9 protein-coding genes are annotated in these 13112 nt (G+C 69.2%); 4 read left to right on the plus strand and 5 right to left on the minus strand.

Annotation, left to right across the window (positions count from 1 at the left end; translation table 11 throughout):
* Positions 1-20 precede the first annotated feature (20 nt).
* A complete protein-coding gene (locus tag OG842_RS37575; protein ID WP_266734441.1) occupies positions 21-1355 on the minus strand; it encodes a GH1 family beta-glucosidase in 1335 nt (444 codons plus the stop codon).
* 61 nt (positions 1356-1416) lie between these two features.
* Between OG842_RS37575 and OG842_RS37580 the strand changes: the two genes are divergently transcribed.
* Positions 1417-2040: a TetR/AcrR family transcriptional regulator gene (locus OG842_RS37580; protein ID WP_266734439.1), complete on the plus strand. Its 624-nt coding sequence runs from the start codon at positions 1417-1419 to the stop codon at positions 2038-2040.
* Positions 2041-2176: 136 nt separating this feature from the next.
* On the opposite strand, the gene OG842_RS37585 is transcribed toward OG842_RS37580, so the two are convergent.
* The 3 genes from OG842_RS37585 to OG842_RS37595 form a co-directional block, all read right to left on the minus strand.
* Positions 2177-3475, minus strand: a complete 1299-nt coding sequence (locus tag OG842_RS37585) for an MFS transporter (RefSeq protein ID WP_266734438.1) — start codon at positions 3473-3475, stop codon at positions 2177-2179.
* Complete coding sequence (locus OG842_RS37590) at positions 3472-5532, minus strand: alpha-galactosidase (protein WP_266734437.1); 2061 nt, start codon at positions 5530-5532, stop codon at positions 3472-3474. Before OG842_RS37590 ends, OG842_RS37585 begins: the two co-directional genes overlap by 4 nt.
* A gap of 224 nt (positions 5533-5756) precedes the next feature.
* Entirely contained in the window at positions 5757-7820 is a 2064-nt protein-coding gene (locus OG842_RS37595; protein WP_266734436.1) for a discoidin domain-containing protein, read from the minus strand.
* Positions 7821-8322: 502 nt separating this feature from the next.
* Here OG842_RS37595 and OG842_RS37600 point away from each other — a divergent pair.
* A complete protein-coding gene (locus OG842_RS37600; RefSeq protein ID WP_266734435.1) occupies positions 8323-9993 on the plus strand; it encodes a tetratricopeptide repeat protein in 1671 nt (556 codons plus the stop codon).
* A 1045-nt stretch (positions 9994-11038) separates the two neighbouring features.
* On the opposite strand, the gene OG842_RS37605 is transcribed toward OG842_RS37600, so the two are convergent.
* On the minus strand, positions 11039-11164 hold the full coding sequence (locus OG842_RS37605; protein WP_266734434.1) for a hypothetical protein: 126 nt from the start codon (positions 11162-11164) through the stop codon (positions 11039-11041).
* Between the two features lie 82 nt (positions 11165-11246).
* Here OG842_RS37605 and OG842_RS37610 point away from each other — a divergent pair, with 82 nt between their 5' ends.
* Positions 11247-11798 carry a YciI family protein gene (locus OG842_RS37610; RefSeq protein ID WP_266737236.1) on the plus strand — a complete coding sequence of 184 codons (552 nt, stop codon included), beginning with the start codon at positions 11247-11249 and terminating at the stop codon, positions 11796-11798.
* Between the two features lie 632 nt (positions 11799-12430).
* Positions 12431-12973: a hypothetical protein gene (locus OG842_RS37620; RefSeq protein WP_266734432.1), complete on the plus strand. Its 543-nt coding sequence runs from the start codon at positions 12431-12433 to the stop codon at positions 12971-12973.
* Positions 12974-13112: the final 139 nt, after the last annotated feature.

The following is a 13112-nucleotide window of genomic DNA, read 5'->3' on the forward strand; positions in this document are numbered from 1 at the left end:
ACGCGAGCCCGGCGGGCGGCTCAGCCGCGCTGGGCGCGGATGAGGTCGCGGTACCACGCGAAGGACGCCTTCGGGGTGCGGACCTGGGTGTCGTGGTCGACGTGGACGAGACCGAAGCGCTGGTGGAAGCCCTCGGCCCATTCGAAGTTGTCGATCAGGGTCCAGGTGAAGTAGCCGCGCACGTCCACGCCCTGGGCCACGGCGGTGTCGACGGCCTGGAGATGGGTGTCCAAGTAGTCGATGCGGTCGGGGTCGAGGACGGCCCCGTCCGCATCGACGACGTCCTCGGCCGAGCAGCCGTTCTCCGTGATGTAGACCGGCGGGAGTGCCGGGTAACGCTCCTTGAGGCCGACGAGCAGTTCCCGCAGGCCGTCGGGGACGACGGGCCAGTCGAAGGAGGTGCGGCGGTAGCCCTCGATGGGGGCCTCTTCGAACGGCAGCCCCTCGGACGCCGGCGCCTGGATCCGGGTCGGGTTGTAGTAGTTGATGCCGAGCGCGCTCAAGGGGGCCGAGATCAGTTCGAGATCGCCGTCCCGGACGGAGCCGTCGAGGGTCACGTCCGCGCCGAAGTCCGACAGGTCCGGGTAGGCGCCCTTGAAGATCGGGTCGTTGAACAGGCGGTTGTGCAGGTTGTCATAGGCTCGCGCGGCGGCCCGGTCGGCGGGGGAGTCCGAGGCGGGCCAGACCGGGGTGCAGTTGTTGGCGATCATCACCTGGAGGCCGCGCGCCCGCAGCTCCCTGAGCGCCAGGCCGTGGCCGAGCAGCTGATGGTGGGCGACCGGCAGGCAGTCCAGGAACAGGGTGCGGCCCGGTGCGTGAGTGCCGAGACCGTAGCCCCAGACCATGTGGATGAACGGCTCGTTGAGCGTGATCCACTTCTGGACGCGGTCGCCCAGCCGGTCGGCCATGATGGCGGCGTACTCGGCGAAGCGGTGTGCTGTGTCGCGGTTCAGCCAGCCGCCGTCGTCCTCGAGGGCCTGCGGAAGGTCCCAGTGGAACAGGGTGGGGACGGGTTCGATGCCGCGGGTGAGCAGGCCGTCGACCAGCCGGTCGTAGAAGTCCAGGCCCTTGGGGTTGACCTCGCCCTTGCCGGTCGGCTGGATCCGGGGCCAGGCGATGGAGAAGCGGTAGCCGGTGAGGCCCGCCTCGGCCATCAGTGCGATGTCCTGCTCGTACCGGTGGTAGTGGTCGCAGGCCACGTCACCGGTGTGCCCGTCGCGGATCGTGCCGGGCCGCGCGGTGAAGGTGTCCCATACCGAGGGTCCGCGGCCGTCCTCCTTGGTGGCGCCCTCGATCTGATACGACGCCGTCGAGGCGCCCCAGATGAAGTCCGCAGGGAGATGGTCCAGTGTCACGTCTAACCTCCTGAAACATGAGCAGGGCTCACGTTAACCCGCTCGATGGGATGATGGAAGCGTGAATCAAGATCGCACCGCAGGGACGCTGCGCCGGCTGCCGGTCCAGAAGCGCAGCGCCGAACGCTTCGAACGGCTGCTGGACGCTTGCGCCGAACTCCTGGACGAGGTCGGCTACGCAGGGCTGACCACCAAGGAGGTGGCCCGCAGGGCCGAGGTGCCCATCGGCACCCTCTACCAGTTCTTCTCCGACAGGGAGGGGCTGATCGGAGCGCTCGCCGCCCGCAATCTGGAGTCCTTCCTGGGGCGGGTCGCGGACCGGCTGGAGCAGGAGGAGCCCGAGGGCATCTCGGGCATCGTGGATGTGACCGTCGACGAATTCGTCACCATGCGCCGGACGATCACCGGTTTCGGCGTGGTCGACTTCGGCGCGGTGGGACAGGACCACACCCTGGAGCCGACCCTGGACAACAACACCGCGGTCGCCGGAAGGCTGCGCTCACTGACCGCCTCCCTGATCGGGGTCCAGGACGACGCCGAATTCGAGATCGCGGTGCGGGTTGCCCTGGAGTGCGCGGACAGTGTGCTGCAACTCGCCTTCCGTATCGATCCGCAGGGCGACGCCCAGCTGATCGCTGAGTGCAAACGAGTCCTCAACAGCTATCTGAACGATCGACGCCGGTGACCGGCAACCAGCAGTGCCCAACGCGTGCTTCGCGGCCGGAGGCACGAATGGCCGGAGCCACCCGGGCGCTGTCGCGAGCCACGCCGGGTGATGCCCTGGATCTGCCGCAGGACGACGCCGCCGCCCTGCCCGGTACTCAACGGACGGCTTTGACCTTCCAGACCAGTACCGCGCCCAGCGCGGACATGGCCGCCGAGCAGAGAAACAGCGAGCTGTAGCCCCCCGGACCGCTGAGCACGACCGAGGCGACCGCGGGAACGAGAACGTAGGGCAGGGAGGTCATCAGGTTGGCCAGGGCCATGTCCTTGCCGCGGTCGGCCGAGGCGGGGAGCACCTCGGTGACCAGGGCGGTGTCGACGGCCAGATACACGCCGTAGCCCAGGCCCAGGATGACGGCCGCGACCAGCGTCATGGTCCACGTGGGCGACAGCGCGAGCGGGACCGCGGCGACGGCCATCGTGACGCCGCCGAGGAAGACCAGCATGCGCCGCTTGCCCAGCTTGTCGGAGAGCCAGCCGCTGAGGACGACCGTCGAGATCGTGGCCAGGCAGTTGATGCCGATCACGATGAGCAGGCCGTCCTCGGTGGACCGGCCGGGGAACAACTTCTCGTAGTGCAGGACGTCGTCCAGGAAGTACGGCAGGTAGAGCGTGCCCATGCCGTAGCCGAGACCCATGATGAAGCGGGAGCTCATCGCCCAGACGAAGTCGGGGTGCGCGCGCGGACTGATCCGGTAGCCGTCCAGGAAGGTGCGCAGCGAGAACGGCTCGCGGTGCAGGCGGGGCAGCGGCGGATCCTTCATGGTGGTCGCGAACAGCAGGATCAGGAGCGGCAGTACGGCCATCAGCAGGTACTGCGAGGCGAAGCCCGTGACCAGACCGATCAGCAGCCCGCCCGCGATCAGGGCGCCCGCCTGCGGGACCATGGCCCAGCCCAGCACGGCGCCGCGTTGGGCGACCGGGACCTGGTCGGGCACCACCGGCGAGAGTCCGGCACCGATGATCATGAACGAGGCGGACAGCACGAGGGAGCCGAGCGCGACCCCGACGACCGTCGTCTGGAGGCCGGTGAAGACCAGCGTCGCCATGCAGACCAGCGAGCCCACGAGCATCCACGGCCGGCGGCGGCCGAACCGGCTGGTGGTGCGGTCGCTGAGCGCGCCGGCCAGCGGTGCGATGACGATGCCCGAGATCGCGCCCATCATGCTGACCCAGGCGTAGCTGCCGACCTTCCCCGCCGGGTCGATCTGGGCGATCTGCTCGGGCATCAGGAACGTGGTCGGCACCTGCATCGGGATGAACACCCCGACGTTGGCCAGGACGTACAGGGCGACCCAGCCGGGGCCGACCCGGCGGACGGGCTCGGCGAGGGCCTCGGGGCGCTCGGACAGCCGGCTGCGCTCGGGGCGCTCGGGCAGCTCGGGGGCAAGGCTCATCGGGACACTCTCTTGAGGTGGACGAGCTCGCTCGTCCAGTCGAAGGACAGCAGCGGCGGGAGGCCGTGGCTGAGCAGGACGGCGCCCTCGTGGACGGCGCCGGTGGTCTCGTCCCGGTAGCGGGCGTCGGGGTCGAGGCCCTTCAGCCGGGTGCGGGCGACCGAGCGGGTCAGCGCGGACGGCTGGAACTGGAAGACGACGACCTCGTTCTCGGTGAGGTACTGCACGGCGTCGTGCTCCAGGCGGTACTGGACGCCGCCGTGCACCACGGGCCGGATCCGCTTGTACTGCTCGACCAGCATCCGGGCCCAGGCCAGATCCTCCTCGCTCCAGTTCCGCAGGTTGCCGCCGATGCCCATCGCCCCGGCCATCGAGACATGGAAGCGGTACCGGATCGAGGTCGGGCGGGCGGTGAAGCTGTGCGGGCTGTCGGTGACCCAGGCGCCCATGGTCCGGGCGGGCAGCAGCTGGCAGTGGCCGTGCTGGATCGCGACCCGGTCGGCGGCGTCGGTGTTGTCGGACGTCCAGACCTGGTCGGCGCGGGCCAGCACGCCCAGGTCGGCCCGGCCGCCGCCGCCCGCGCACGATTCCAGGTACAGGCCGGGACGGGCGGCGCGCAGCCGGTCCATCACCTCGTAGACCCCGCGCGTGTGCTCGATCCAGACCCGGTCGGGGTCGGCGGCACCGGGCTGCCCCGCCTCGCTGAAGGGCCGGTTCATGTCCCATTTGAGGAAGACCACGTCCAGCTCGGTGACGGTCCTGACCAGCCAGTCGACCGCCCATTCCCGGACGTCGCGGCGGGCGAAGTTCAGCACGTGCTGGTGGCGGCGCCGGGTGCGGGTACGGCCGTCCTGGCACAGGATCCAGTCGGGGTGCGCACGGAAGAGGTCGCTGTCGGGGTTGACCGCCTCGGGCTCGACCCACAGGCCGAAGCCCATGCCCAGTGCGCGGACGTGGTCGGCGAGCGGGCCCAGGCCGTTCGGGAAGCGGTCGGGGTTGGGCCACCAGTCGCCGAGCCCGGCCATGTCGCTGGTGCGCGCGCCGAACCAGGCGTCGTCCACGACGAAGACCTCGACGCCGAGACCCGCGGCCAGGTCGGCCAGCTCGGTCTGCTGCTTCTCGCTGATGTCGAACTCGGTCGCCTCCCACGAGTTGAAGATCAACGGGCGTTCGGCAGGGCGGGCGGGCAGCACCTCACGTTCGATGTAGGCGTGCCAGCGGCGGCTGGTGCCGCCGAAGCCGTCGGGGGCATACAGCCCGGTGAAGACGGGGGTCTCCAGACGCTCGCCGGCGGCCAGCTTCCAGACCAGGCCCTCGTGGCCGAACCCGCCCGTCCAGGAGGCGCGGCCGTAGGAGTCGCGGCGCAGGGTGATCCGGCGGCTGCCGCTCCAGGCCAGGGCCGCGCTCCAGACCTCGCCGTGCTCCTCGGCGGCGTCCTGCGCGTCGAGCATCAGCCACGGCCCGGCATGCTGTCCCGTGATGCCGAGCCGGCTGGTGAACACGGTCTCCCCGACGGGCACCCGGTCGCGCTGGAGCTGGAACTCCCGGCCCCATTCCCCCACCACATGGCTGACGCGGTAGTCGTCGCGGGCGGGCAGCGTCCAGGCGGCGGAGTCGAACCGCAGGACGTCCACCGGCTCGTCCGCGGTGAGGACGGCCCAGCGCTCGATCTGGTCATGGCCGTCCCGGAGCCGGTAGTGCAGGTCGAGACCGAGGGAGCGGACACGGTCGGTGAAGGAGAGCGTGAGCAGGCCGTCCTCGACCGTGTGCGAGAGGAACCGCCACTCGAAGCCGCGGACACCGTCGTCGAACCGGACGGTCAGCGACTGCGCCCCGAACCGCAGGCCGCCCTCGACCACGTACTCCTCACTGCCGGGGTCGTCGCCGCCGGGGTCCTCGTCGGGCAGGTCGGCCGCGATCACGACGGCCTGCTCCAGGGTCAGCGGCCGGCCCCAGTGCACATGCCGGGGGGTGTCGTCGGCGTCCAGCCGGAAGGCGTAGGAGGTGCCAGGGGTACTCAGGAGCCAGAGGCGGGCTTCGGAGTGGTGAGTGATCACGCAAGTCCTTAAACGTGAGTAGGGCTCATGTTTGGTCATACGTTAGGCACGCGAGCCCGCTGCGCCAAGCCCCCTGACGGTGGCTGTCGAAATTCGCGGCAGGTGGTTCCCCGCGCTCCGCGTGGACCGCGGGCGGCGAACGCGCCGGAAAGTCAGCCGGGGCCGGCCGGATCAGGAGAGCTGATCCGGCCGGCCCCGGCTCCGGGCACCGCCTCGTGGGTGGGTCAGTCGGCGTAGACGCCGACCTCGCGAAGCGAGTAGCCCCACTGGGTGCCGCGCTCCAGCCCGGTGATTCGTACGTAGCGCGCCCGGGTTCCGGCGAAACGTGCCGTGTCCAGGCCGCCGTCACCGGCGGTCGTGGACCAGGCCGTCTTCCAGGTCGTGCCGTCCTCCGACAGCTCGACGCGGTACGACTTCCCGTACGCCTCCTCCCAGTCGAGGGTGACGCGGTCGACCGGCTTCGAGGATCCGAGGTCGATCCGCAGCCACTGGTCGTTGTTCCACTCGCTGGCCCAGCGGGTGGAGGTGTCGCCGTCCACGGCCTTGCCGGGCGCGAAGCTGACGAACGGGTTCCACCATTCCGACGAGGACGCCGAGGCGGTGGCACCCGAGGCCAGGTTCGCCCCGGACTTGTGCTGCTCGGTGTTGCCCCAGGTGTGGAGGTAGGACTCGGCGCCCGAGAAGAGGTCGTCCACGACCCCCTGGCCGCCGACGATCCGGATGTCCTCGATCCAGTCCGGGACCATGCCGTAGTGCGAGGCACCATCGGTGTTGAAGTCCCATGTGCGCTCGCCGGCGGTCTGCTTGTCGATCACCGAGCCGCCGTCCGTGCTGCGGAAGGGGTACTTGACTGGGTTCGGGGTGTCCCCGCCCCGCGGGGCCGGCCAGCCGCCGACTCCGTTCATGTCGGTGCCGTATCCGTAGCCGACCTTGTACTTCTCACGCAGCGCGTCCGTGCGCTTGGCCTCCGCGCTGAACGCCTCGGAGCCGCTCATGTACTGGGCGGCGAACCCGCCGAGCTTGTAGAGCCGCTCGGTCCAGCCCAGGTCCATCCAGCTGTGCGAGGAGATGGCGCCCGGGTACGACTCCGACTCCATGATGTCGAAGGCCTGACCCGCGGCCTTGACGCTCATGTGGTCGAGTTCCAGCATCATGTGACGTTGCATCATGCCGCGCACCGCGTACGCGCCGAGGTCGGTCAGCCCGCGGGTGTTGCACTGCGCGTCCGAGGCGTACGAGGGGACGGCCACCCCCTCCGGCAGCTGCTTCTCCGCCTCGGGTGCCCTCGCGTTGCCGATGGGGTTGTCGTGCTGCGGGCCGCGGCAGGTCTCCGTCTTCCAGAAGGTGCCGGTCGACAGGAACTGGCCCACGTTGATGGCCGTACCGAGGGCGCCGGAGTCGTAGCGCACCCCGCACAGTGCGTTGTCGAACTTGTGGCACAGGAACATGCTGCGCACGCCCAGTTTGTACAGCTCGTCGAGGCCGCGGTCGATGTCCTCCTTGCTGCACTGCGCGATGTCCAGGATCTGCTTGCAGCCGAACGGCTCGGAGGTCTCGACCCCCAGGACGACGGCCAGTTTGCCCTGCTTGATGACCTCGCGGGCCTGCGCACTGTCGGTGACGATACGGAACCAGCCCTTGCCCGGGCCGCCGTACATCTTGTCGATGAAGGCCTGCATGTCGTACGACTTCTGCGCCTCGAGACGGATGGCGGTCATCTCGTCGCAGCTGCGGTCCTTGAAGAAGTAGACCGAGCAGATCACGCCGTTGGTGACCAGGTCGTTGACCAGCACCCGCTGGCCGCCGCGCCATGCCCGCTCGATCCAGGCGTAGTAGTTCTGCTGGTGGGTCAGCGAGTCATGGGCGGGCCAGTCCTTGAACGTGGGCCACCCGTTGGGGTCGTGCTTCCCGTCCCCCTTGGTGATGAAGTCGAAGACGGCGCCCGTGCCGTCGGGGTAGTGCTCGGGGCAGTCCTTGAGCGCGTCGGTGACACCCTGCTCCGAGAACGGCTTGCCGCAGATCAGCCGGCCGCCGAAGCCCTCGTTGGACATGATGTGGTCGTGGGCGTCGACGAAGCCCCTTACACGCCCCTGGGCGTCGGTGCCCTTGAAGGGCTCGCCCGTGACGTTTGTCTGCGAGTCGGGTGTGGGCCGGGCGGTCGGATCCCACCAGTTGGGCTCCGCCGCGGAGCTGGGCACCGGGCCGAGTACCAGGGTCATCACGGCGAGGAGCAGTGACACCACTGTGAGGGATCTGAATCTGTGGCGCGGAGGTTGAACCATGGTCATCGCGTAGATCCTTAAATGTGAGCGGGACTCATGTTCTGCTCATAACTTAGGGATACGAGCCCGCGACGCCAAGTCCCTGTCGGGGCCATCCCCGGGAATTGAGGAAGAGCACCCCACTGGAAACGGGGTGTTCGCACCCCTGCGGTCGAGATCACGGAGCGCATGGGCGCCTCGGACATGACGGATGCGAGCGCGGCGGTGGCGGCCGGCAGGGGAGGACGTGGGCGGGGGCGGCCAGGGCTGCGGCGGCGGTCGGCGAGGTTCCGGCGACGCGGCGGGCCTGTTCGGCCAGGCCCGCCGCGGCCGTGGGGGAGTTGAAGTCCAGCCCTCAGCATCGCCTCACGGGCGGTCACGCATGCGTGCAGTTGCCGGTCGTGAGTGAGTCGACCAACAGCGCGGCCGATAGCCCTTGATGCCGAGGTGCTCTCCGGCGCACCGGCCCTGCCGGCGGACAACAGCAGCCAATTGGAAGGTCGTTGGCGCCGCCTGGCACGATGCGATCATGACGCAGGACATAAGGGCCCACGGCGAGGCGCTCGTCGCCGCCGCCCGCGCGGGTGACACCAAGACCGCCCGCAGGCACACCGACTTCTTCGTGCTGCGCAAGCACGTGGACGAAGGCATCCCGTACTGGGAGCAGGCCGTGGCGGCCGGTGACGCCTTCTCGCACTACACCCTTGCGCGGTACCGCAAGATCCGGGGCGATCGGCAGGCCGCGGACGCGCTCTACCGTGCCGTCGCCGAACGGCATGCCGGGTGCGCCTACGGACTCGGTGTACTGCTCCGAGAGGATGGTGATCCGGAGGCGGCCGACTGGTTCCGCCGTGGCTGGGAGGGAGGGCGCAACCTCGACTGCAAGATCGAGCTCGGCAAGCTGCTCGCAGCCGAGGGAAGACTCGACGAGGCGGCGAAGTTCCTGATGAGCGACATCGAATTGGGCGACATCGCGGTCTTTCGTTGGGTGCAGCTCTTCGAGTCGATCCGAGAGGACTTCGACCGCGTAGCGGCGGGTCTCGATGCAGCCGAGGCCGCCGGGGACGGGGCCGCCGCCGCAGAGGCGCTGAGGCCGCTCTTCGCCCTGGAACAGCGCTTCCGCGAATACCCGGGCTTGACGGCCGAGGCCGCCGGCTACTACCGCAGGGCTTCCGCTCTCAGCGCCTCCGCCCGCGTGGACCACGCCGTGTTCCTGACGGAGACCGGCGGCGAGGCGTCCTGGCCCGAGGCCCGCAGCCTGCTGCTCCAAGCCCACGAGGAGGGTTACGCAGGCGCCGCCTATGTAATCGGCATCCTGCACGAGCGGCGCGGCGACCTCGGCGAAGCCGAGCACTGGTACGGCCTCGCGGCCGACCGCGGGCATCAGTCGGCCCAATGGAACCTTGGGATCCTGTGCAAGCGGCAGCGCCGGTACGAGGAGGCCGAACGTTGGTTCCGGGAGGTCGGCGAGGACGACGAGGACGTCGTCGAGCAGCTTGCCCGGATCGCCGCGATCCGGGCGAGCGGCGCCGTCGCACCAGGCAAAGACCTGCGCCGACTGCCAGGGCTGCGCGAGCGGGCCGAAGCGGGCGACGTGCACGCCTCGTACGCGTACGGGAAGATCCTCGGCGACTGGGGTGGCGCGGACGACCGCCACCTGGTCCGCTGGATCGAACCCGCCGCGCTGGCCGGGGACCCACAGGCGGCTTACGACCTCGCGGAGTTGCACGGCGCTCTGCGCAGGCCCGCGCTGCGCGACCAGTGGTACCGGACGGCCGCCGAGGCGGGCCACGATGACGCGTGCAATCAGATGGGATGGCTCTCCGAGCACCACCGGGACTACCAGGAGGCCGAGCGCTGGTATGTGCTCGCAGCCGGTGACGGGTCCCCGCTGAACAACATGCTCGCGGGCAAACTGAAGGCGCAGCGCGGCGCGTACGCCGAGGCGGAGCCGTTTCTCCGGATGGCCTGGGAACAAGGCGGCGACTCCGCGTACAGGACGGAGGCCGCCGGGTACTACGGACTCGTCCTGCACCGGCTGGGCCGCCTGGCCGAAGCCACCGAGCCGCTGCGGACCGCCGCCGCACGCTGGGACGACGATGTGAGTGCCCGCTACAGCCGGGACGACCTGGACGTACTGTCCCGGACGGTCGCCCCGGAGAAAGAGCTTGCGGAGGTGGAGGCGGCACTGAGGGCGTGACGCCGCCGGCCGGCGGCATGGGGGCAAACCCGAGTGGGACGGCCCATGAGCGTCGTCCTGCCAGGGCACCCATGTCAGACCGTACGAGCCGCCGGTTTCGTTCACTTTCAGCAGCGGCGTCTGTCCAGCACTTCGGACAGCAGACGTAGAGCGACAGGCTCGGGTGTGTTCACGCAGAAATGGTTCCGGCAGTGAGCCTTCGCCAAACTTGAAGTCGCAGGTCAACGGGCTGGCGTGATGGACTCCTGGGGTGCTCACGCCGGTCGAGCGCGGCAGTCCGCGCAGTAGACCGTCCGTCTGGTTCGGCAGAGGCGACTGCTGGAGATCAGCGCGTGTCAGTACGGTTCCGCCATGGAAGATCAGGGTCGTCAGGATGGGACCAGTGTCCGACCGGGCAGCGAGCAGGCAGCCGTACCTGACTCCGTCATGGTCGACCGGGCCGCGGCGGAGATGACCGTGTTCGCGTGCGCCGCCTGCGGCGCTGCGCTGACCGGCCCGCTGAAGCGATTGCCGGCAGTGCCCGAGGCTCCCCACCACGCGTGGTGGGAGGCGGAGGAAATGGGGCCGTCGCCGGCAACCGTGCCGTCGGGCTGCTACGCGATCGAGACGGAACCGTACGGCCCGCCTCTTGTCATTGCCGAGGCGCCGGGCCCTGTGATGCCCCGCCGTGGGACTCTCCACAACATCGACGGGCAGCCGTTGGTCTCCCAGGGGCTGCGAGGCAATATCGTCGTAAACCCGGATGACTCCAATGGACTGACGACGCGGCACGCCTCCGCCGCATGCTGCGGGGCGACTCCTGACGGGGGAATGAACCAGGTCTGCGCCTGCGGAACACTGGTCGCGACCCTCTGCTCCGACTGCTGCCTGCCGTATGAGCTTCACCTCTCACCCGACCACGTCCGGGCCCTGCCACCCACTCACTCGGCCCCGACCTGAACGCGCGAGCCCGCACAATGCGACTTGAGCCGGAAGCGTCCCTCGCCTCCGAGTCATCCGCCGGCGGTTGTCAGGACCACCTTTCCGCCCTGCTTGGCGATCTGCCTCAGGCTCGGTCCAGGCGCGGTGCCTTGGCGGCGAGCAGTCCGATCAGCTCGTCGCGCCAGCGGCGGACGGCGGACTCGGACACGTCGTTGCCGCCGGATGCGCTCGGACCGTGGCCCCGCGCCACGACGGCGACCGCGTACGGAGCGTGCGGTCATCGCTGCGAAAGCCTGTTGTGATGAGGCCGTACGTCGGAGAAGGTCATGGGCATGGAGTTCTTCTGCTACCACCGCGACCGGCCCGACTCCCTCGCCCTGCGCAACGAGCTGCTGCAAGAGCACTGGTCGTACATGGACCGGTACGCCGAGGAGATGATCGCTCGCGGCCCGGTTTTTGCCGCCGACGGCGAAACGCCCGTCGGCAGCGTGCACATCGTCGACCTGCCGGATTCCGTCGCTGCCCGCGCGTTCGCCTTCAACGAACCCAACTACCAGGCCGGCGCGTACCGTGATGTGATGCTGCGCCGGTGGCGCAACATGCTCGGACGAACCATGTGGGACTTCCCAGGCGGCCCGACCGGTGACAACCGGTACCTGGTACTCGGCCTCGGCTCGGGGCAGCCCGCCGATCTCGTCCTGCCGCCCGACCGGGACGAACTGATTGCGTTCGGGCCGCTGCTGTCCGACGACGGTGACACCTGGCTGGGTACAGCGGTGCTGCTCAGTGCTCCGAACCCGGACACGGCACGCGCCGTCCTTGCCCCGGACGCGTACGCCGAAATCGAGGTGCACCACTGGGAGTTCGGCGGGCGAAGGTCCTGAAGCAGCAGGGGAGCACCACGCTGCCGACGCCTGCCGGTTGACGTCAGCAGCCTCACGGAAGCACGGTTCCAGCCACTCCCAGAGATCCTGAACGGATGACCGGCGGCACAGGGGACGGCCTTTCCCCACCTCGCAGCGCTCACCACGAGTTGGTCGCTCCTGCGCAACGAAGAAGCTCCTGGTAGACAGTCTCTCGACCGAGTTCACCCGCTTCCACCAGGAGCTTCACGTGCCGGTCCAACCGTCCTCGATTGATCTGTCCAGCCGCACCCTACGGTTCCCGATCGGGCAACTGAACGGCCGGACGGCAGGACATCGGGACACGGTGGAGACGCCGTCCCGCCTTGCGCCAGACCCTGCTCGCCCTGGCCCACCTGCGGTGCGTCCGCAGGGCGACGGGACGCGGGAAATCCCTGATCACCCATGGCATCGCGTGGTCAACCAGGACACTTCACCTGAACGGTGGCGCTCTGGGCGCCACCCCGAATCGATATACGGCGATATCCGGGACGGCGCCGACGCCGTGATCGCACCAGCCATACCGGGATCACCACATCAGATCGCCCCGGCGCCGAGACGATCGTTGCAACCAGACTTCCACGACGCAGCCAATGCTGAGCAAAGGTGAGACCATGAACCGACCACTGCTGTTCCTCGATGTGGACGGGCCGCTCAACCCCTACGCGGCCAAGCCACAGAAGCGCCCCGACGACTACACCACACTCAGAGTGCCGCTGGGCAGCGGGACCCTGATGGAAGACAGAGTATTCCCGGTCCGGAGGCGGCACCTGAGGGTCTGGCTCAACCCTGAGCACGGGCGAGCCTTGCTCGGGCTCGACTACGAGTTGTGCTGGGCCACCTCGTGGATGGACGACGCCAATCGGTGGATCGCCCCGGTGCTCGGCCTTCCCGAACTCCCCTTCGTCGACTTCGGCGACGCCCTGTTCCAGGAGCGCCCGGACGGGGTCCACTGGAAGACTGCGCCCCTTGTGCGCTACGCCAACGGCCGTCCCTTCGCCTGGGTGGACGACGAGCAGAGCGACCTCGACGAGGTCTACGTAACCGCCCACCACCGGGCTCCTGGGCTTCTGCACCACGTCAACCCGCGAATCGGTCTACGCGAGGACGACTTCCGGACGCTCGCTGATTTCGCTCGATCGCTGGGGACCCCTTGAGCCACCGGCTGAGAGGGCACCATGCCATCAGGCAGCCCTGTGCCCGCCGCCGCCAGCCATGCACGAGCTCGTGAGGCGCGGCCATCCAGACAGTTGACAGTCGCAGAAATAGTGGACCCGGCCCATCAAGGGACGCACA

Origin of the sequence: Streptomyces sp. NBC_00376, from assembly GCF_036077095.1 — a bacterium.
Classification (GTDB): Bacteria; Actinomycetota; Actinomycetes; order Streptomycetales; family Streptomycetaceae; genus Streptomyces.

Excerpts from the sequence above, each read along its gene's own strand:
- OG842_RS37585 (WP_266734438.1), bottom strand. The coding sequence starts at position 3,475 with ATGAGCCTTGCCCCCGAGCTGCCCGAGCGCCCCGAGCGCAGCCGGCTG.
- OG842_RS37610 (WP_266737236.1), top strand. The coding sequence starts at position 11,247 with ATGGAGTTCTTCTGCTACCACCGCGACCGGCCCGACTCCCTCGCCCTG.
- OG842_RS37595 (WP_266734436.1), bottom strand. The coding sequence starts at position 7,820 with ATGACCATGGTTCAACCTCCGCGCCACAGATTCAGATCCCTCACAGTG.
- OG842_RS37620 (WP_266734432.1), top strand. The coding sequence starts at position 12,431 with ATGAACCGACCACTGCTGTTCCTCGATGTGGACGGGCCGCTCAACCCC.
- OG842_RS37600 (WP_266734435.1), top strand. The coding sequence starts at position 8,323 with ATGACGCAGGACATAAGGGCCCACGGCGAGGCGCTCGTCGCCGCCGCC.